We start from the raw sequence: 19,707 nt of genomic DNA on the forward strand, positions 1-19,707 counted from the left end.
ACATCCAGTGAGAGAGACCGATGCATCCGATGCTGACCATCGCCGTGCGCGCAGCGCGCAAGGCGGGTAATGTAATTGCCAAACACTACGAAACGCCAGACTCCGTAGAAACCAGCCAGAAAGGCAGCAATGATTTCGTGACTAACGTCGATAAAGCCGCAGAAGCGATTATTATCGAAACGATCCGCAAATCTTACCCACAGCACACCATCATCACCGAAGAAAGCGGTGAACATGAAGGTACCGATCAGGATGTTCAATGGGTTATCGATCCACTGGATGGCACCACCAACTTCGTTAAACGCCTGCCCCACTTCTCTGTGTCTATCGCCGTACGCATTAAAGGCCGTACTGAAGTCGCCGTTGTTTACGATCCAATGCGTAACGAACTGTTCACCGCGACCCGCGGTCAGGGCGCACAGCTGAACGGCTACCGTCTGCGCTGCAGCAATGCCCGCGATCTGGATGGCACCATCCTGGCGACCGGTTTCCCGTTCAAGGCGAAACAGCACGCGACAACCTATATGAATATCCTCGGCAAACTGTTCACCGAATGCGCGGACTTCCGTCGCACTGGTTCTGCCGCGCTGGATCTGGCCTATGTGGCAACCGGCCGCGTTGACGGTTACTTCGAACTCTCACTGAAGCCATGGGATTTTGCAGCGGGCGAGCTGATCGCACGTGAAGCTGGCGCGATCGTGTGTGATTTCACCGGCGGCCATAACTATATGTCTACCGGCAACATCGTTGCAGGTAACCCACGCGTTGTTAAAGCCATGCTGGCAAACATGCGTGATGAGCTGAGCGATGCGCTGAAGCGTTAATGCCGAAAATGCCCTCTCCCACAGGGAGAGGGCATCAGGCCGCCCCCTTTTAAAAAGGCCGCAATCCCCTTCCTACCGGCACGGCGCTCATCCACATCGTCACCGCCGCCACCAGCAGAATCACGCCTCCCGCCAGCGCAAGCGTTGTCCACCCTATCTGTCGCCACAGCACCGGCGTTTTACTGCCGCTAAGTTTTACCGCCAGCTGACGAAAGCTGTGAACCAGCAGAGCCAGCGACGAAATCGTCAATGACGTCCCGGCCGCCATGGCCAGCGCAGACAGCATGCCCCAGCCGAACACGCCAATCACTTTACTGAACAGCAACACCATGATGGCTCCCGAACACGGGCGCATGCCCATCGAGAGCACAACCATCAACCGCGCGCGCCAGTCGTCGCCGCTCTGCAGCTGTTCCTGCGTGGGCAGATGCTGATGACCGCAGCCGCAGTGGGCATCATGAATATGATGCGGGGTAAAGGATTTGAATGTCGGCTTTTTCAGCAGCGCGCGCAGTTTTTTTAGCGCCCGCCAGCAGAGGATCAGCCCCAGCACGCCCACCAGCGCATAGCTCCCCTTCTCCAGCCAGAAACTGCTCATGTGAAGCTGGCGCGCGGGAAGCTGCAACAGCGAAAGAACTACCACCACCAGCCCGATAGCCACGCCTCCCTGCAGCAGCGAAGAGGCCAGCGTCAGACCGATGCTCGATTTAAGCTTCGACGGATGGGTGGCAAGCCAGGTGGTGATGACGATTTTGCCATGCCCCGGCCCCAGCGCGTGCAGAACGCCATAGAGAAAACTGAACGCCAGCAGGGATCCGCCTGCTTTCGTTGGATTTTCTGCCACCGCTTTCAGTAACTCGCTCATCTGCTGGTTAACCTCACGCTGCCAGACAATGCTTTTCATCATTACCTGCGGCCAGGCCTGCCATAGCCACAGCGCGCCGCACACCGCGAACAGCAAAAAGAGGGCCAGCGGCCAAAGATGTAGCCAGCGGCGTGGTTTTCGAAGAGGAGAAGCAATCACTGACATTGTAAGGTCACCTCCTGCGCGAACTGTTTGCCCAGCGCCATGTCCTCAGGCGGGGCATCTTCTTTGTCGAGCGAAATCGCAAAGTTACGCGTCTCTTCGCTGGGGTTCGGGGTGTGAACAGAGAGTTTGCAGTTTTTTTGCAGCGCGGCAGGCAGCTGTACGTCGCTCTCTTTGGCGTAACTCATGTCGACGTAGTAGGTAGGATCAAAGGTCGAAAAGGTATATTTTTGCCCGGCCAGCGGCTGGGGATGCGCCAGCGGAAGCACAAACGTCAGTACCGCCTGATGCCCGTCACGCGTCATACCGTATTCCGTGGGACGGTTCAGAAATTTGACCTTTTGCCCGTTATGCCAGAACTCGGTGAAGTAGTGCTGGCCGAGCACGTTGGCCATCACTTCCGCTGCCAGCTTTTTCCAGATCGCATCGCCGGGTTTCGCGTTACCCGCATCATAGAGCAGGTCAGCCGAGGTGATCTCATCCATCGTCCAGCGCATTTTCAGGCCGCTCAACTGCGTGCCGTCGGTGACCAGCTCGGTTTTAAGGCCAATAAAACTGTGAGGGTGTGCGCTGGCAGTGAAGCCGATCGCCGCCAAAAATAACGTCATCGCGCATTGTTTAACTGTTTGCATCAATTCCTCACGTCAAAAATTCTGTGATGTTCCCCAGCAATCCTGAGTGAAAGGCCTGCCGGCGCGCTTTTCAGCGCCCATCCTTTAGCTATTCTTATCAAACATTCACACTGGATACCCGACAGATGATGACGACGCTTGAAATTCCATCTGTGCTTTCCAGTTCGCAGCGCCGCTGCCAGGTGCTTTTGATGCTTTACCTGCCCGATGCTGCCGTCACCGCACAGAGCATAATCGCTGCCAACGGCGTGGACGACGCGATGGCACGGCAAGATATAGCCGAGACGCGTGATGAAATCCAGCGCTATCACCGGCTGGATATCGTCACGCACCAGGACGGCAGTTACCGGCTTGAAGGCACAGCCCTTAATCAGCGTTTATGCCTGCTGCACTGGTTGCGCCGGGCGCTGCGGCTTTGCCCGCAGTTTGTCTCGCACCAGTTTACCCCTGCATTAAAAACCGCGCTTAAACAGCACGGCATTGCACGGCCGCTTTACGACGACGCGAACCTGCGGGCGCTGATCAACTTCTGTTCGCGCAAGCTCCAGCGCCAGTTTGAATGCCGCGACGTGCAGTTTTTACAGCTCTATCTGCAATACTGCCTTATTCAGCATCAGCTGGGAAACACGCCCCAGTTTTCCCATTCTCAGCGCAGCTGGACCCAGTCGAGAGGGGAGTATTTCACGGCGCAGGAGATCGTGCGGCACTGGAAACGGCGCGTCCCGCAGGGGGCTCACGGGGATGAACAGCTGTTTCTGGCGCTGTTGTTTATGATGCTCCGCACGCCCGATCCGGTGCTCGATAAACACCAGCAGGATCAACGTTTGCGCCGGGCCATCGTGCGCATGGTGGCCCGTTTCCGCTCCCAGACCGGGATGAACTTCAGCGATGAGCAAGGCCTGACCGATCAGCTCTATATCCATCTTGCACAGGCGCTGGACCGTTCGCTGTTTGAGATCGGCATCGACAATAGCCTGCCGGAGGAGATCCACCGTCTCTACCCTCGCCTGTTACGCACCACCAAAGAAGCGCTGTTTGAGCTGGAAGCGGAGTTTGGGCTGCGTTTTTCCGATGAAGAGATGAGCCTTGTTGCGGTGATTTTCGGTGCCTGGCTGATGCAGGAGACCGATCTGCACGAAAAGCAGGTGATCCTGCTGACGGGTGACGATAAAGCCAGTGAGGATCGGATTGAACAGCAGCTTCGCGAGCTGACGCTGCTGCCGCTCAACATTCGCTACCTGACGCTGCACGCGTTTCAGAAAGAGGGGGCGCCGCGCGAAGCTGCGCTGGTTATTACCCCCTACCCGACTGCCCTGCCGCTGTTCTCACCGCCGCTCATTCATGCTGTTGAGACACTGAACGCGCAGCAGCAAGAGCATATTCGCGCCATGCTGGAATCATAGCGTTACGCGAGGGGTCACTGTAGGGCGAATAACCATAGCAGGTAAGGCCACCAGCGCCATGACCCAGAAGACACCGTGCCCCAGGTGCTGATAGAGGAACCCCGCAAAGACCGTCATGATCGCGATACTGCCTCCCATTGCGACCGCTGAATACACCGCCTGCAGACGAATAACGTCCCCGCCTTCTCGCGCCGCGATATAGCGCATCGCCGCCAGATGACAGACGGTAAACGTGCCGCAGTGAAGAATTTGCGCCACAATCAGCCACGGCAGATCGGTCGTCCAGCCCATAATGCCCCAGCGCGCCACGCCGCACACGGCGGAAAGCAGCAGCAGGTCACGGGCGCCAAAGCGGCGGAACAGCTTTTTGCTCAGGGCGAAAATCACAACTTCGGCCACCACCCCCAGCGACCACAGATAGCCCACGGCAGAGGCCGAATATCCTGCGCCTTGCCAGTAGATGGCGCTGAACCCATAGTACGCCGCGTGAGCCCCCTGAAGCAGACAGACGCACGCCAGAAAACGCCAGCTTTGTGCAACCAGACTCCGCCACGCGGGCCAGCCTGCGCTCTCCTGATGGCGGCTTTCTCCCTGAGGCATTACCGATGGTCGCAGCAGCATGCCCAGCAGCATCGAGGCAATACCGATGCTCAACAGAGCAAGAATGGCACGGTAGTCGTAAAGGCTGACCAGTTTACCCACCAGCGCCGAGCCAATCACAAACGCAATGGAGCCCCACAGGCGTACGCGGCCGTAGTCCATGGTAATCTGCTTTTGCCAGGTGTTTGCCAGCGCGTCCGTCAGGGGCACCAGCGGCGAGAAGAACAGGTTAAAGCCAACCATCACCACCATCAGCCAGGCAAACTGGTGGTTGATCCAGAAGCAGGCCACAAAGACCAGGGTCAGCAGAGCCAGAATACGCACAGCCTTGATCAGTAAGGAGGGATCGCTGACGCGCGGGGCGATCAGCAGGCTGCCGAGAAAACGCGCTACCAGCCCGGCCCCCAGCAGGACACCAATGGTTTCGGGGGTCAGGCCGATCCCCTTGAGCCAGACGCTCCAGAAAGGCAGAAAAATACCGTAGCTAAAGAAATAGGTGAAATAGCTGAGCGCCAGCCAGCGTGTGGAATGCAAGACCATGAATCCCTCCCGAAATCGAGGCCATAGTCTGGCGAGAATATAAAAATTAAGCAAGTCGATAGCCTGCTATAAATTAACGAAAAAATAACATTTTGTGCAGTCGTCTGGCTTATGGCAGGGAATGAAAATGTGTATTACGTTTAAATTACTCCACTTGCAGAGGTATTTCTGCCATGAACTCACTTCGCTATCTCGATTTCGGTCAGTCACGTCATCTGCTGCTGCTGATTGGGCGCATCGCGCTTGTCGTACTGTTTATTATCTTTGGTTACCCAAAACTGACGGGGTTTAGCGGGACCGTACAATACATGACCTCGCTGGGCACGCCGATGCCCATGCTGGCGGCCATTATTGCGGTGGTCATGGAAGTGCCTGCCGCGATCCTGATTGTGCTGGGCTTTTTCACCCGACCTCTCGCCGTGTTGTTTGTGTTCTATACGCTGGGCACGGCGATTATTGGCCACCATTACTGGGATATGACCGGTGATGCGGTCGTACCGAATATGATTAATTTCTACAAGAACGTCAGTATTGCGGGAGCCTTTATATTGCTGGCGATTGTGGGTCCCGGCGCCATCTCCCTCGATCGGCGTTAAGCCATAAAAAAAGGCCGCAAGCGCGGCCTTTTTTATTTCTGCGAAGCAGAGGAATTATGCGTATACCGGGAAGCGTGCGCAGATATCCAGCACTTTACCTTTGACGCGCTCGATAACCGCTTCGTCATTGATGTTGTCCAGAACGTCACACATCCAGCCAGCCAGCTCTTTCACTTCCGCTTCTTTGAAGCCGCGGCGAGTCACAGCCGGAGAACCGATACGGATACCGGAGGTCACAAACGGGCTCTTCGGATCGTTTGGCACGCTGTTTTTGTTCACGGTAATGTTGGCGCGGCCCAGGGCAGCGTCAGCTTCTTTACCGGTCAGGTTCTTATCAACCAGATCCAGCAGGAACAGGTGGTTTTCAGTACCGCCGGATACCACTTTGTAGCCACGGTTCAGGAACACTTCCACCATCGCTTTGGCGTTCTTAGCCACCTGCTGCTGGTAAACCTTGAACTCTGGCTCCATCGCTTCTTTCAGCGCGACCGCTTTTGCCGCGATAACGTGCATCAGCGGGCCGCCCTGCGCGCTTGGGAACACAGCGGAGTTCAGTTTTTTGTACAGCTCTTCATCACCGCCTTTCGCCAGGATCAGGCCACCACGTGGACCTGCCAGGGTTTTGTGGGTGGTGGTGGTCACAACGTGAGCGTGTGGAACCGGGTTCGGGTAAACGCCCGCAGCAATCAGACCCGCAACGTGCGCCATGTCGACGAACAGGTAAGCACCGATGCTGTCTGCGATTTCACGCATTTTTGCCCAGTCAACAATACCGGAATAAGCAGAGAAACCACCGATGATCATCTTCGGCTTGTGCTCTTTGGCCTGCTTAGCCATGTCTTCGTAGTCAATTTTACCGGACTCATCAATACCGTAAGGGATGATGTTGTACAGTTTGCCGGAGAAGTTAACCGGGGAGCCGTGAGTCAGGTGGCCGCCCTGCGCCAGGTTCATACCCAGAACGGTGTCGCCCGGCTGCAGCAGCGCGGTGTAGACCGCGAAGTTAGCCTGAGAGCCAGAGTGCGGCTGAACGTTTGCGTAGTCAGCGCCAAAAAGTGCTTTCGCGCGGTCGATAGCCAGCTGCTCTACGATATCAACGTACTCGCAACCGCCGTAGTAGCGCTTGCCCGGGTAACCTTCAGCGTATTTGTTGGTCAGCTGAGAACCCTGCGCCTGCATCACGCGCGGGCTGGTGTAGTTTTCGGAGGCGATCAGTTCGATGTGCTCTTCCTGACGTACTTTTTCCTGCTCCATAGCCTGCCACAGTTCGGCATCATAATCGGCAATGTTCATTTCACGCTTTAACATCCGCATCTCCTGACTCAGCTAACAAGTAAATTTTGGCCTGAAAAGGCAGTCCTGTTGGACGACGGGCAACAGTATAACTGATTAGTTCTGTGATAACAGGTCTTGACAAACGATTTTACGCAAACGTTTTCCTACCCGCCACGCAAGGGTTTGAGGAATAAAGATCTCGCGATTTCCAGCGGATTTCTTTTCAGGTTTGTGATGCATATTTTTCATCTTGCAAAGAACCATTTACAACGCAGGGGTATTTTTTATAAGATGCATTTAAAATACATCATTAGAGTAACATCAGAAGGACGCGCTCATGCTCGACGCTCAAACCATCGCTACCGTTAAAGCCACCATTCCCCTGCTGGTCGAAACCGGCCCCAAACTGACCGCCCATTTCTACGATCGCATGTTCACGCACAACCCGGAGCTCAAAGAGATTTTCAACATGAGCAACCAGCGTAACGGCGATCAGCGCGAAGCCCTGTTCAATGCCATTGCGGCCTACGCCAGCAACATTGAAAACCTGGCGGCGCTGCTGCCTGCGGTGGAAAAAATTGCGCAGAAACATACCAGCTTCCAGATCCAACCCGAGCAGTACAACATTGTTGGCGCTCACCTGCTGGCAACGCTGGACGAGATGTTCAGCCCGGGTCAGGAGGTTCTGGACGCATGGGGCAAAGCCTACGGCGTGCTGGCCAATGTGTTTATCAACCGTGAAGCACAGATTTACAACGAAAACGCGAGTAAGAAAGGCGGCTGGGAAGGCACCCGCGCGTTCCGCATCGTTGAGAAAACGCCGCGCAGCGCTTTAATCACCAGCTTCGAATTTGAACCGGTAGACGGTCAGCCGGTGGCGGATTATCAGCCAGGGCAGTATCTGGGCGTATGGCTCAAGCCTGAAGGTTTCCCGCACCAGGAGATCCGCCAGTATTCCCTCACCCGCAAGCCCAACGGCAAAGGCTATCGCATTGCGGTGAAGCGCGAGGACGGCGGACAGGTATCCAGCTGGCTGCATAACGACGCTAACGTGGGTGACGTGGTCCACCTGGCCGCGCCGGCGGGCGACTTCTTTATGACCGTTGAGACGACTACCCCGGTCACGCTGATCTCCGCTGGGGTGGGACAAACGCCAATGCTGGCGATGCTGGATACGCTGGCGGCGTCAAAACACGCTGCCCAGGTAAACTGGTTCCATGCCGCCGAGAACGGTGACGTGCATGCGTTTGCTGATGAAGTGAAAACCCTGGCAGCGAGCCTGCCCCACTTTACCGCCCACACCTGGTATCGCCAGCCAACGGAAGCCGACCGCGCGGCCGCTCGCTTTGACAGCGAAGGTCTGATGAATTTACGTCAGATGGAAGGGGCATTCAGCGCGCCAGATATGCAGTTCTACGTCTGCGGGCCGGTGGCTTTTATGCAGTATGCCGCGAAGCAGTTGGTCGAGCTGGGGATAAATAAAGACAACATTCATTACGAATGTTTCGGGCCGCATAAGGTGCTGTAACGCAAAAAGCCCCTCGTTTGAGGGGCTTCTTTCCGCCGGATGATACCCGGCCAGGCAACGTTTTAAATCGCCGCGTCGTCTTCTTCGCCGGTACGGATACGGATCACGCGCGCCACGTCAAAGACGAAGATTTTACCGTCGCCAATTTTGCCGGTCTGCGCCGTGCGGATAATGGTATCCACACAGGTGTCCACGATATCGTCGCTCACCACGATTTCAATTTTCACTTTCGGCAGAAAGTCCACCATGTACTCTGCGCCACGGTAAAGCTCGGTGTGGCCTTTCTGACGACCAAAACCTTTCACTTCCGTCACGGTCATCCCGGTGATGCCGACTTCCGCCAGCGCTTCACGTACATCATCCAGTTTGAAAGGTTTAATAATCGCATCAATCTTTTTCATGGTGGGTCCTTAAACTCTTGCCTGTAAGCTGCTTCGTAATCGGTTGCTCACAGTACCATACGGCATTACTCTTTAAAATCGTTTGCTTCCAGCTCATGGCGCGACAGCAGCTTATAAAACTCAGTGCGGTTGCGTCCGGCCATGCGCGCCGCGTGGGTCACGTTGCCTTTGGTGATCTGCAGCAGCTTGCGCAGATAGTTCAACTCGAACTGATTCCGCGCTTCGGCAAAGGTCGGCAGCGCCGTGTTTTCCCCTTCCAGTGCCTGCTCCACCAGCGCGTCGCTGATCACCGGTGACGAGGTCAGCGCCACGCACTGCTCAATCACGTTGACCAACTGACGCACGTTACCCGGCCAGCTGGCGGCCATCAGCCGCTTCATCGCATCGGTGGAAAACGCGCGCACGAAGGGTTTGTGACGATCGGCCGCCTGACGCAAAAGATGATTCGCCAGCAGCGGAATGTCTTCCGCTCGCTCGGCCAGTGCAGGGATCTTCAGATTGACCACGTTCAGACGGTAGTAGAGATCTTCACGAAACTCGTTGCGGGCCATCACCTTCGGCAAATCCCGGTGCGTGGCGGAAATGATACGCACATTAATGTCGATGTCGCGGTTACTGCCCAGCGGGCGAACTTTCCGCTCCTGCAACACGCGCAGCAGTTTGACCTGCAGCGGCGCGGGCATGTCACCAATCTCGTCGAGGAAAAGTGTGCCGCCCTCCGCTGCCTGAAACAGCCCTTCCCGGCTGCTGACCGCACCGGTGAATGCGCCGCGGGCATGGCCAAACAGTTCAGATTCAAGCAGCTGTTCCGGGAGCGCGCCACAGTTGATCGCAATAAAGGCATTTTTGCTGCGCGGGCTGGCGTTATGGATCGCCTGCGCCAGGATCTCTTTCCCGGTTCCGCTCTGGCCGTTAATCAGCACGCTGACGTCTGACTGTGCCACCATTCGGGCCTGTTCGAGCAAACGCAGCATAATGGGACTGCGGGTGACGATAGACTCCCGCCACGCTTCATCTCCCGCCGGAGCGGCATGCTCCAGCGCGCTGTCGATCGCCTTATAAAGCGCGTCTTTGTCCACCGGCTTGGTCAGGAAGCTGAATACCCCCTGCTGGGTCGCCGCAACCGCATCCGGGATCGAGCCGTGCGCCGTCAGGATAATCACGGGCATACCCGGTTGCTGCTTCTGGATCTCCGCGAACAGCTGCATGCCGTCCATTTCGTCCATCCGCAGGTCGCTTATAACCAGATCAATTTTCTCGCGGCCGAGAATTTTCAGCCCCTCGACCCCGCTTTCCGCGGTCACCACGCTGTAGCCTTCACTCACCAGACGCATCCCCAGCAGCTTTAACAGCCCGGGATCGTCATCCACCAGTAAGAGATGGGCAGGTTTACGGCTCGTCATGCTTCACATCCTCTTGTTTCGGCGTATCGCTGTCCGGTACAGCGGATGAACTTCCCGGCTGATATTTACGCGACGAGAGCTGTCTTTCGATATCGGTCAGGTTTTCCAGCTTACGTGTCGTGGTATCCAGTTGCGTACGCAGATGTTGCTGCTGCTGACGCAACGTATCAAGCTCGCTGTCGGTGGACTGCTGCAACTTACTGTAGCGGGAGCGCTCTTCAGAGAGCTGAAGTTGTAATGTCTGTCCATCACGCCAGAGCTGGTATACCGGGCGCACCTGTCCCGGCAGGTTGACCACCAGGGTGTCCAGTCGGGTCACGTTGGCGCGGCGTTCAACGGGGGTGATTTTGGCATCAGCCAGTAAAATGCCGCGCTTGAAAGCGTCCTGCCAGGTGTCGTCATCCAGCATCGCCGCTTTCGAGCGGGCCTCAACCGGCGCAAGACGCTGGGCGCAATCTATACCACGCAGCCAGAACAGCGGGTTGCTTTCGACGTCGTGGCCTGACAGGTTCCAGATATCGTCGCAGCGGGTTGAGAGAAAATCTGCCAGCTGGTTATCTGGCCATTTATCTTCTTGTTTACCGCTAATCGCACTTTGCGGCACATGAGAAACACAGCCTGCCAGCACTAAACAGGGCAAGCCCAGGCGAAACGTGTTGCGGGAAAACACCGCGCGTATGGCGCGGAAAAAGACGTGTGACATACTCACCAGACATAGATTCATTTTATTGATTTTTCCGGCTCAGGGGCAGTTCGATACGGAAGCAAACATCGGAACGTGCGTCAGTGGCAATGTTTAGCTCACCCTGCATGCGTCGTATACAGTCCCGGGCGATGCTTAAGCCCAGACCGCTGCCTTTCACCGCGCCTTTCCGCTGATGACTTCCCTGGAAAAAGGGTTCGAAGATCATAGTTTTTTCGTCATCAGGGATCGGGGTGCCGGTATTTGCGACGTCAATAAACACCCGTGAACCATTCGTATAGCTTCGGATATAAATGTTACCGGATTCAGTACCATAGTGCACCGCATTGGAGTAAAGATTATCCAGAACGCTCATCAGCAGCATGGGTTCAGCCAGGCACGCCGGCGCATTAAGTTCTACGTCGGTATGCATCATTTTAGCTCTTGCTGGCAAGCTATGGGCGGAGATCACCATATCCACCAGCGGCTCAATCTCCACATCTTCCAGTACAACCGCCCCATCCGCCAGCTTGCGGTTGTAATCCAGCAACTGCTCAATCAGTTTTTGCAGGTTGCGGCTGCTGTTATCCAGGATCTCGACAATTTCTTTCTGTTCAGAAGTGAGGGGCCCAGCCACTTCGTCCGCCAGCAGCTCTGTCCCTTCACGCATGCTGGCGAGCGGCGTTTTTAGCTCATGAGAGATATGGCGCAGGAACTGATGACGCTGTGATTCAAGCCACGCCAGGCGCTCGGACAGCCAGATAATGCGCTGGCCCACGGAGCGTAGCTCGCGCGGGCCTTTAAAGGCGACCGTATCCCCAAGCGATTTCCCCTCCCCGAGGCGGTTGATCATGCGCTGGATGCCCTTTACCGGGCCGATGATCATGCGGGTAAAGAGCAGTACCAGCCCAAGACTCACCAGGAATAGCACCAGCGCCTGCCAGCCAAAAAACTGGCCGCGCTCGGCAATCTCCTGCTGGAGTTGCTGGCCGCGAGAGAAAATGACCGTGCGCGTTGACTGCACCATCTCGGTGTTGGCGGTGGCAAAGGCTTCAAGACGTGCGGCGGCGGCGGCATCCGGCCCGCTATTGTGGCACTGCAGCTGCGCAAGATCGTTCAAATCCTGACGTAACGCCTGATACAGCTTGTCATCAGGCAGTACCCCCGCGTGCGCGTCCAGCATTTCGCTGTAGCGTTTACGCTGACTCTGATAAACCTTTTCCAGGGTCCGATCGTCAAGCACGCAATACTGGCGGTAGCTTCGCTCCATTTCCAGCGCGGCGTTGGTCATCGCCTCACTGCGTCGGGCGTCGATGAGCGTCGTACGGTTGGTCAATGCCGCCTGCGCACTCAGCGCGTTCAGACTTTGCCAGGCCTGCCAGGCCAGGATTAGCAGCGGCAGCAGGATCAGCAGGAAGGCCATCATGACGAGCTGTCGCAGGGAGCGGGGAAAAACGGGCCAGCGTTTCAACGCATTACTCTCTTAATGGGGGTTTACGCAGAGCGTAACTGAGTCTGCCCTTCAGATACAACAAAGCCGGGTAAAAACCCGGCTTTGTCATGGAATGAGGCGGTGCCTAACTCGACGTTTCGCCCTGGCCTGATAAAGCATCGCTATGATCAGTAGTTGGACGGCAGGCACCTTTTTGTGCGTCATTCGAAGTTTATGTAGCACGTCCCGAAGGGGCTGACATAAGAAGGTGAATGAGCCACTGGTTAATATTATGCAACACCCGTGCCAGAATGCAAAACAAAAATTAACACCTTGAAATATATACATTTTATGCAATTAGCCCGTTCGTTATCGGTTGAATAATTTCCAGACTAAGTGTCGCCATTAAGCAACACCCTAACAGGAACCTTTCTTGTTATATATAAATCAATAAGTTAAATGTCTCCATTTAGAGACAGTCGAAAACCTTCTTTGTCGCAATTTTGCGACACGCATAAAAAAGCCCGGTAGCGCTCACGCTTACCGGGCCTGCAGGGAGTGCGCTAAAACTTAACCCAGCTGTTTACGCGCATTGCGGAAGATACGCATCCACGGGCTGTCCTCGCCCCAGTTTTCCGGGTGCCAGGAGTTGCTCACGGTACGGAACACGCGCTCCGGGTGCGGCATCATGATGGTTGCACGGCCGCTCTCGCTGGTCACCGCCGTAATGCCGTTGACGGAACCGTTCGGGTTAGCCGGGTAGGTTTCCGTGACCTTGCCGAAGTTATCGACAAAGCGCAGCGCCACCAGGCCTTTGCTTTCAAGCTGGGCCAGATGCGCGGCATCACGCACTTCGACCTGGCCCTCACCGTGGGAAACGGCGATTGGCATCTGCGAACCGACCATCCCCTGCAGCAGCAGAGACGGGCTCTGGGTCACTTCAACCAGGCTGAAGCGCGCTTCGAAGCGGTCAGACTGGTTACGCACAAAGCGCGGCCAGGCTTCACTTCCCGGGATCAGCTCACGCAGGTTAGACATCATCTGGCAGCCGTTACATACGCCCAGCGCCAGGGTTTGCGGACGGTGGAAGAAGGTTTCGAACTCGTCACGCACGCGGCTGTTGAAGAGAATAGACTTCGCCCAGCCCTCACCCGCGCCCAGCACGTCGCCGTAAGAGAAGCCGCCACACGCCACCAGCGCCTGGAAATCTGCCAGGCCGGTGCGGCCCGCCAGCAGGTCGCTCATATGAACGTCGATAGCATCAAAGCCCGCACGGTGGAAGGCAGCGGCCATCTCAACGTGGGAGTTAACGCCCTGCTCGCGCAGCACGGCCACTTTTGGACGCGTCCCCGTCGCAATGTACGGCGCAGCGATGTCTTCATTGATGTCGAAGGAGAGCTTCACGTTCAGGCCTGGATCCTGATCGTTGGCCTTCGCGTTATGCTCCTGATCGGCGCATTCCGGGTTATCACGCAGGCGCTGCATCTGCCAGGTGGTTTCCGCCCACCACATACGCAGCGTGGTGCGGCTCTCGCTGAACACGGCGTGACCGTCTGCTTCAATGATGAAGCGGTCGCCCTGAACGGCTTTACCGAGATAGTGCACGCAGTCTGCCAGGCCGTGCTGCGCAAGGAGGGCTTCGACGGCGTCGCGATCTGCCGCACGCACCTGAATCACAGCACCCAGCTCTTCGTTGAACAGCGCCGCCAGATGATCTTCGCCCAGCGTTGCGATGTTCGCTTCAACGCCACAGTGACCGGTGAAGGCCATTTCGGCCAGGGTGACCAGCAGGCCGCCGTCGGAACGGTCGTGGTAGGCCAGCAGCTTGCGCTGTGCCACCAGCGCCTGGATGGCATCATAGAAACCTTTCAACTGCGCCACGTCGCGCACGTCGGCAGGTTTATCGCCCAGCTGACGGTAAACCTGCGCCAGCGCGGTGGCACCCAGCGCGTTATGCCCTTTACCCAGGTCAATCAGCAGCAGGGCATTGTCTTCGGTCAGGAGCTGTGGCGTCACGGTATGACGCACGTCTTCCACGCGCGCAAATGCAGAGATGATGAGCGACAGCGGAGAGGTGATCTCGCGCTGCTCGTTGCCTTCCTGCCAGCGGGTCTTCATCGACATGGAGTCTTTACCCACCGGAATGGTCAGCCCCAGCGCAGGACAGAGCTCTTCACCCACCGCTTTTACGGCTTCATACAGGCCCGCATCTTCACCCGGGTGACCGGCTGCGGCCATCCAGTTTGCGGACAGTTTAATGCGTTTGATATCGCCAATCTGGGTCGCGGCAATGTTAGTAAGGGCTTCACCAACGGCCAGACGGGCAGAGGCGGCGAAGTCCAGCAGCGCTACCGGCGTGCGTTCGCCCAGCGCCATCGCTTCACCGTAGTAGCTGTCGAGGCTCGCGGTGGTCACGGCGCAGTTCGCCACCGGGATCTGCCACGGCCCCACCATCTGATCGCGTGAGACCATACCGGTCACGGTACGGTCACCGATGGTCACCAGGAAGGTTTTCTCAGCGACAGCCGGCAGGTGCAGGACGCGATTAACCGCTTCCGCCACGGTGATGCCCTGACGATCCAGCGCTTTGCCCGCCGCTTTACGCGTCTGCACGTCGCGGGTCATCTTCGGTGTTTTACCGAGCAACACATCCAGCGGCAGATCGATTGGCTGGTTGTCGAAATGGGTGTCGCTCAGTGTCAGGTGCTTCTCTTCGGTTGCTTCACCGATGACGGCATACGGCGCACGCTCGCGGCGGCACAGCTCGTCAAACAGTGGCAACTGATCCGCAGCAACTGCCAGAACATAACGTTCCTGAGATTCGTTACACCAGATTTCCAGCGGGCTCATCCCCGGCTCGTCGCTCAGGATATCGCGCAGGTTGAAACGACCGCCGCGACCGCCGTCGCTGACCAGCTCCGGCATGGCGTTAGAGAGACCGCCCGCGCCAACGTCATGAATAAAGAGGATCGGGTTCGCGTCGCCCAGCTGCCAGCAGCGGTCGATCACTTCCTGACAGCGGCGCTCCATTTCCGGGTTGTCGCGCTGAACGGACGCAAAGTCGAGATCCGCGTCAGACTGACCGGAGGTCATCGAAGACGCCGCACCGCCGCCCAGGCCGATGTTCATCGCCGGGCCACCGAGTACGATCAGCTTCGCGCCAACGACGATCTCGCCTTTCTGCACGTGATCGGCACGAATGTTGCCGATCCCGCCCGCCAGCATGATCGGTTTATGGTAGCCACGCAGCTCTTCGCCGTTGTGGCTCTCCACTTTCTCTTCATAGGTACGGAAGTAACCGTTCAGGGCCGGACGACCAAATTCGTTGTTAAACGCCGCACCGCCCAGAGGGCCGTCGGTCATGATATCCAGCGCGGTAACAATGCGCTCCGGCTTGCCGAAATCTTCTTCCCACGGCTGCTCGAAGCCCGGAATACGGAGGTTGGAAACGGAGAAACCGACCAGGCCCGCTTTTGGTTTAGCACCGCGACCGGTCGCCCCTTCATCACGAATTTCACCGCCGGAACCGGTCGCCGCACCCGGCCACGGGGAGATCGCCGTCGGGTGGTTATGGGTTTCCACTTTCATCAGGATATGCGCAGGCTCCTGATGGAAGTCATAGCGCCCTGCTTCGCGATCGGCGAAGAAGCGGCCCACCTCGGAACCTTCCATTACCGCGGCGTTGTCTTTGTAGGCAGACAGCACATGGTCAGGGGTTTTCTCCATGGTGTTTTTAATCATTTTGAACAGCGACTTCGGCTGCTGTTCGCCGTCGATAATCCAGTCGGCATTGAAAATCTTATGGCGACAGTGCTCAGAGTTCGCCTGCGCGAACATGTAGAGTTCGATGTCATTCGGGTTGCGGTTGAGCTTAACAAACGCATCCTGCAGGTAGTCGATTTCATCTTCTGCCAGTGCCAGGCCGAGACGCAGGTTGGCGTCAATCAGCGCCTGACGGCCCTGCCCCAGCAGGTCAACGCTCTGTACCGGCGCAGGCTGATGGTGGGAGAAGAGCTTCTGCGCGTCATCGAGAGAGGCAAACACGCTCTCCATCATGCGATCGTGCAGTTCAGCCGCAACCGCCTGCCACTGTGCGTCGCTCAGGGTTGACGCTTCCACATAGTACGCCACGCCGCGTTCCAGACGGTTAATCTGGCTGAGACCACAGTTGTGGGCGATATCGGTGGCTTTGGAGGACCAGGGGGAGATGGTGCCCGGACGAGGCGTCGCAAGGATCAGTTTGCCGGTTGGCGTATGGCTGCTCAGGCTTGGGCCATACTTGAGCAGGCGTTCCAGCTGTACGCGCTCCTCTGCATTCAGGGGGGCATTCAGGTCAGCAAAATGGACATACTCAGCGTAAATATTGCTTACCGGAAGGTCGGCCGCCTGAAAACGTGCCAGCAGTTTGTTAATACGGAAGGCAGACAGTGCAGGCGAACCACGCAGAATTTCCATCATAAGTCTCTCGTCTTCGAAGCGCCGGGGCGCTTACAGTGTGCGCAAGGGGGGAAAACGGGCGTCATTATAGAGAATCCTGAGCGCCGACGAAACCGTTTGCGTCGAAATAAAATCGACGTCGCCTTTTAACAATAGTTGTGACCTGTCTCTCTAATTGGTTGCCAAGTGGCGCAAGTTTACGCAAAATGCCGCTCATTCAATGGCAAACCTTATTGTTAACATGGCTACAGCAGACTGAGGCAACCGGCGTCGCAGAGAATTAACTAATTGAAAAAATTAAAGATTAATTATCTGCTCATCGGCATTGTGACGTTGCTGCTGGCAGTGGCCCTCTGGCCTTCCATCCCCTGGTTCGGTAAAGCCGAAAACCGTATCGCCGCCATTCAGGAGCGGGGGGAACTCCGCGTCAGTACCCTCAACTCTCCGCTGATTTACAGCGACATCAACGGCAAAATCATTGGTCTGGATTATGAACTGGCGCAACAGTTCGCCGATTATCTTGGCGTGAAGCTTAAAATCACCGTCCGTCAGAATATCAACCAGCTGTTTGATGACCTCGACAACGACGATGCCGACATCCTCGCCGCCGGGCTGGTGTATAACAGCGAGCGCAGCAAGAACTATCAGCCGGGCCCGACCTACTACTCCGTTTCGCAACAGCTTGTCTATCGTGTCGGGAGCCAGCGTCCGCGCTCGCTGGCGTCGATTAACGATCGACAGCTGACGATTGCCCCAGGCCATGTGGTGATTGACGATCTGCGCGAACTCAAGGAGAAGAAATACCCGGACCTGAGCTGGACGGTGGAGGCGAAACTCGGCACGACGGAGCTGCTGGAGCAGGTTAAAGATCAGAAAGTGCCTTACACCATCGCCGATTCGGTCGCGATCAGCCTTTTCCAGCGCGTGCATCCTGAAATCGCCGTGGCGCTGGACGTCACCGACGAACAGCCGGTCACCTGGTTTACCCAGCTCGACAACGACCAGACCCTCTCTGCCGCGATGCTCGATTTCTTCAATACCATCAATGAAGACGGTACCCTGGCGCGTCTCGAAGAGAAGTACCTCGGCCATGGTGAAGACTTTGACTACGTTGACACCCGCAGTTTCCTGCGCGCGGTAGACAGCGTCCTGCCGGACCTGCAGCCGCTGTTCGAAAAATACGCCCAGGAAATTGACTGGAAACTGCTGGCGGCTATTTCGTATCAGGAATCCCACTGGGATACCCAGGCCACGTCTCCGACTGGCGTACGTGGTTTGATGATGTTAACCAAAAATACCGCGCTGAGCCTGGGCGTGAATGACCGTACCGATGCCGAGCAGAGCATCAGCGGCGGCGCGCGCTACCTGCAGGATATGATGGCTAAAGTACCGGAAACGGTGCCGGAAGAAGAGCGAATCTGGTTTGCGCTGGCGGCTTACAATATGGGTTACGCGCATATGCTGGATGCACGCACGTTGACGGCGAAAACCAAAGGTAACCCCGACAGCTGGTCAGACGTAAAACAGCGCCTGCCGCTGCTGAGCCAGAAGCCCTGGTATAACAAGCTGACATACGGCTACGCGCGCGGCCATGAAGCGTACGCCTACGTGGAAAATATCCGTAAATATCAGATTAGCCTGGTCGGATATCTGCTGGAGAAAGAGAAAGAGGCAACAGAGGCAAAACAGCTGGCAGAAAGTTACCCGGTCGTGGCACCGGACGAGCTTAATCGTCCGAGCGCTTCAATTCTGCCTTTTGTTGCTTTTTCTGCTGACGGCGCATTCGAAAGAAATCGCTTAATAGCGCCGAACACGCTGGTGCAAGTACCCCACCGATAGTCTTCACCTGGTGGTTCATTCCAGGATGACCCAGCACGTCCATCAGTGAACCGGCCGCACCGGTTTTTTCATCCCGCGCGCCAAAGACCAGGGTACCGATCCGGCTGTGCACCATCGCACCGGAACACATTACGCACGGCTCAAGCGTGACATACAGCGTGGTATCAAGCAGACGATAGTTTTGCAGCACCAGACCACCCTGGCGAAGCGCCATGATTTCGGCATGGGCGGTCGGATCGTGGCGTCCAATCGGGCGGTTCCAGCCTTCGCCAATCACCTGATTGTTGTGAACCAGCACGGCGCCCACGGGGACTTCGCCTTCGTCCCAGGCACGCTGCGCGAGCGTAAGCGCGTGGCGCATCCAGTATTCATGACTGTATTCAGGGTTTGGCAACGGTTGATACTCCACTCGAAAAGCGGGCGGCATTATACACACCCCTTATGGATAAGACTATTCGAGTTGCTGAAGTTCTCCCGCAGGAGTGACGCGCCAGCGATGCTGGCAGAAATAGAGCAGCGGGTTGTCCTGTTTGCTGTCGCTGTAGCCGCTGTACAGGCGCAGCGGCGTACCGATGCGTTTCTCCAGCTGGACCACTTTTTCATGTCCCAGACAGCGCATGGTCAGCACCCAGCCGCCGTAACCCCGCGCTATTTGCGTGGCGATAAGGTTGACGCGGGGAAGCCAGGGGGTATCAAAGTAGACCTGCTCCACCAGCGTCTGCGGCGAGCCGGTAATCAGCCAGATGTCGGCATCGTTGGCATCGAGGTAACCGGTGAGGCGCGCCTGTACGACAGGAAACGCGGCGACATGACCGCGAAACCAGTGGGCAAAATCCTGCTCAAGCTGTTTGAGCCGCGCTTCGCTGTGGCCAAACGTGCATCCCCAGAGCAGCAGGCTCATCGGCCATCGCGCTGCACGACCTTTCACCAGCAGCGCGATACCGATCACCGGTAAGAGCGGTAATACGAGCAGCGCATTCAAAGGCTGACGCCGCAGCAGGTAACGCATAAACGTGCCAAACATATCCTGCTGATGCAGCGTTCCATCCAGGTCAAAAAAGACAATGCGACGCGCGTGCTTTGCCAAA

General features: G+C 56.8%; 16 protein-coding genes. 5 read left to right on the forward strand and 11 right to left on the reverse strand.

From position 1 onward, the window contains the following. Window positions 1-20 precede the first annotated feature (20 nt). The gene (gene suhB / locus GM298_RS14970; RefSeq protein WP_003860668.1) at window positions 21-824 is read left to right on the forward strand and encodes an inositol-1-monophosphatase; all 804 of its coding nucleotides are present in this window, start codon (window positions 21-23) and stop codon (window positions 822-824) included. 49 nt (window positions 825-873) lie between these two features. Here suhB and GM298_RS14975 read toward each other — a convergent pair whose 3' ends face one another. Together GM298_RS14975 and GM298_RS14980 are read right to left on the reverse strand one after the other, a co-directional pair. Continuing rightward, window positions 874-1,854 (reverse strand): nickel/cobalt transporter, encoded by a 981-nt coding sequence (locus tag GM298_RS14975; RefSeq protein ID WP_266154376.1) that lies wholly within the window; start codon window positions 1,852-1,854, stop codon window positions 874-876. Further along, entirely contained in the window at window positions 1,845-2,483 is a 639-nt protein-coding gene (locus GM298_RS14980) for a DUF1007 family protein (RefSeq protein WP_025757668.1), read from the reverse strand. Before GM298_RS14980 ends, GM298_RS14975 begins: the two co-directional genes overlap by 10 nt. A 125-nt stretch (window positions 2,484-2,608) precedes the next feature. Between GM298_RS14980 and csiE the strand changes: the two genes are divergently transcribed. Then, window positions 2,609-3,886, forward strand: coding sequence for a stationary phase inducible protein CsiE (csiE, locus tag GM298_RS14985; protein ID WP_025757667.1), 1,278 nt, complete (start codon window positions 2,609-2,611; stop codon window positions 3,884-3,886). Here csiE and GM298_RS14990 read toward each other — a convergent pair. Continuing rightward, on the reverse strand, window positions 3,881-5,026 hold the full coding sequence (locus GM298_RS14990) for a 3-phenylpropionate MFS transporter (RefSeq protein ID WP_266154378.1): 1,146 nt from the start codon (window positions 5,024-5,026) through the stop codon (window positions 3,881-3,883). The two genes, csiE and GM298_RS14990, sit on opposite strands and share 6 nt — an antisense overlap. 173 nt (window positions 5,027-5,199) lie before the next feature. On the opposite strand from GM298_RS14990, the gene GM298_RS14995 reads away from it, so the two are divergent. Continuing rightward, window positions 5,200-5,622 carry a DoxX family protein gene (locus GM298_RS14995; protein ID WP_023615984.1) on the forward strand — a complete coding sequence of 141 codons (423 nt, stop codon included), beginning with the start codon at window positions 5,200-5,202 and terminating at the stop codon, window positions 5,620-5,622. A 54-nt stretch (window positions 5,623-5,676) separates the two neighbouring features. Here the strand turns inward: GM298_RS14995 and glyA are convergent, their stop codons facing one another. Continuing rightward, window positions 5,677-6,930, reverse strand: coding sequence for a serine hydroxymethyltransferase (glyA, locus tag GM298_RS15000; RefSeq protein ID WP_025757663.1), 1,254 nt, complete (start codon window positions 6,928-6,930; stop codon window positions 5,677-5,679). Window positions 6,931-7,234: 304 nt separating this feature from the next. On the opposite strand from glyA, the gene hmpA reads away from it, so the two are divergent. Further along, a complete protein-coding gene (gene hmpA / locus GM298_RS15005) occupies window positions 7,235-8,425 on the forward strand; it encodes an NO-inducible flavohemoprotein (RefSeq protein WP_095449894.1) in 1,191 nt (396 codons plus the stop codon). A gap of 62 nt (window positions 8,426-8,487) precedes the next feature. Here hmpA and glnB read toward each other — a convergent pair whose 3' ends face one another. From glnB to purL, 5 genes are all read right to left on the reverse strand, one after another. Continuing rightward, window positions 8,488-8,826: a nitrogen regulatory protein P-II gene (gene glnB, locus GM298_RS15010; RefSeq protein WP_003860685.1), complete on the reverse strand. Its 339-nt coding sequence runs from the start codon at window positions 8,824-8,826 to the stop codon at window positions 8,488-8,490. A 65-nt stretch (window positions 8,827-8,891) separates the two neighbouring features. Continuing rightward, window positions 8,892-10,229 carry a two-component system response regulator GlrR gene (gene glrR / locus GM298_RS15015; protein ID WP_047959249.1) on the reverse strand — a complete coding sequence of 446 codons (1,338 nt, stop codon included), beginning with the start codon at window positions 10,227-10,229 and terminating at the stop codon, window positions 8,892-8,894. Further along, window positions 10,216-10,953 carry a two-component system QseEF-associated lipoprotein QseG gene (gene qseG / locus GM298_RS15020; RefSeq protein WP_025757659.1) on the reverse strand — a complete coding sequence of 246 codons (738 nt, stop codon included), beginning with the start codon at window positions 10,951-10,953 and terminating at the stop codon, window positions 10,216-10,218. Before qseG ends, glrR begins: the two co-directional genes overlap by 14 nt. A 1-nt stretch (window position 10,954) precedes the next feature. Continuing rightward, window positions 10,955-12,382: a two component system sensor histidine kinase QseE/GlrK gene (qseE, locus tag GM298_RS15025; protein WP_025757658.1), complete on the reverse strand. Its 1,428-nt coding sequence runs from the start codon at window positions 12,380-12,382 to the stop codon at window positions 10,955-10,957. Window positions 12,383-12,913: 531 nt separating this feature from the next. Then, window positions 12,914-16,801 carry a phosphoribosylformylglycinamidine synthase gene (gene purL, locus GM298_RS15030; protein WP_266154380.1) on the reverse strand — a complete coding sequence of 1,296 codons (3,888 nt, stop codon included), beginning with the start codon at window positions 16,799-16,801 and terminating at the stop codon, window positions 12,914-12,916. 267 nt (window positions 16,802-17,068) lie between these two features. On the opposite strand from purL, the gene mltF reads away from it, so the two are divergent. After that, entirely contained in the window at window positions 17,069-18,619 is a 1,551-nt protein-coding gene (gene mltF / locus GM298_RS15035) for a membrane-bound lytic murein transglycosylase MltF (RefSeq protein ID WP_262784209.1), read from the forward strand. Here mltF and tadA read toward each other — a convergent pair. After that, complete coding sequence (gene tadA, locus GM298_RS15040) at window positions 18,507-19,046, reverse strand: tRNA adenosine(34) deaminase TadA (protein WP_032672482.1); 540 nt, start codon at window positions 19,044-19,046, stop codon at window positions 18,507-18,509. The genes mltF and tadA overlap by 113 nt on opposite strands. Before the next feature lie 24 nt (window positions 19,047-19,070). Further along, entirely contained in the window at window positions 19,071-19,706 is a 636-nt protein-coding gene (gene yfhb / locus GM298_RS15045) for a phosphatidylglycerophosphatase C (RefSeq protein ID WP_025757653.1), read from the reverse strand. Window position 19,707 lies beyond the last annotated feature (1 nt).

Origin of the sequence: Enterobacter sp. HSTU-ASh6 (assembly GCF_026319105.1) — a bacterium.
In the GTDB taxonomy this organism is placed as follows: domain Bacteria; phylum Pseudomonadota; class Gammaproteobacteria; order Enterobacterales; family Enterobacteriaceae; genus Enterobacter; species Enterobacter sichuanensis.